Origin of the sequence: Acinetobacter sp. USHLN143 (assembly GCF_037145695.1) — a bacterium.
GTDB classification, from domain to species: Bacteria; Pseudomonadota; Gammaproteobacteria; order Pseudomonadales; family Moraxellaceae; genus Acinetobacter; species Acinetobacter fasciculus.
In genome coordinates this window covers 1-234 of record NZ_JBBCWZ010000307.1, presented here as the reverse complement: position 1 = coordinate 234, position 234 = coordinate 1, and the positions used below count along the sequence as shown (strand labels likewise).

Genomic DNA, 234 nt, shown 5'->3' with positions numbered 1-234 from the left:
GAGGGGAGTGAAATAGATCCTGAAACCGCATGCATACAAGCAGTGGGAGCCGGCTTAGTCCGGTGACTGCGTACCTTTTGTATAATGGGTCAGCGACTTATATTCAGTAGCAAGGTTAACCGCATAGGGGAGCCGTAGGGAAACCGAGTCTTAATAGGGCGTTTAGTTGCTGGGTATAGACCCGAAACCAGGTGATCTATCCATGAGCAGGTTGAAGGTTGGGTAACACTAACT

1 rRNA gene is annotated in these 234 nt (G+C 49.1%); it reads left to right on the top strand.

The annotated features are described in order from the left end of the window. Positions 1-234, top strand: a 23S ribosomal RNA gene (locus WFH18_RS18165); the annotation flags it as partial.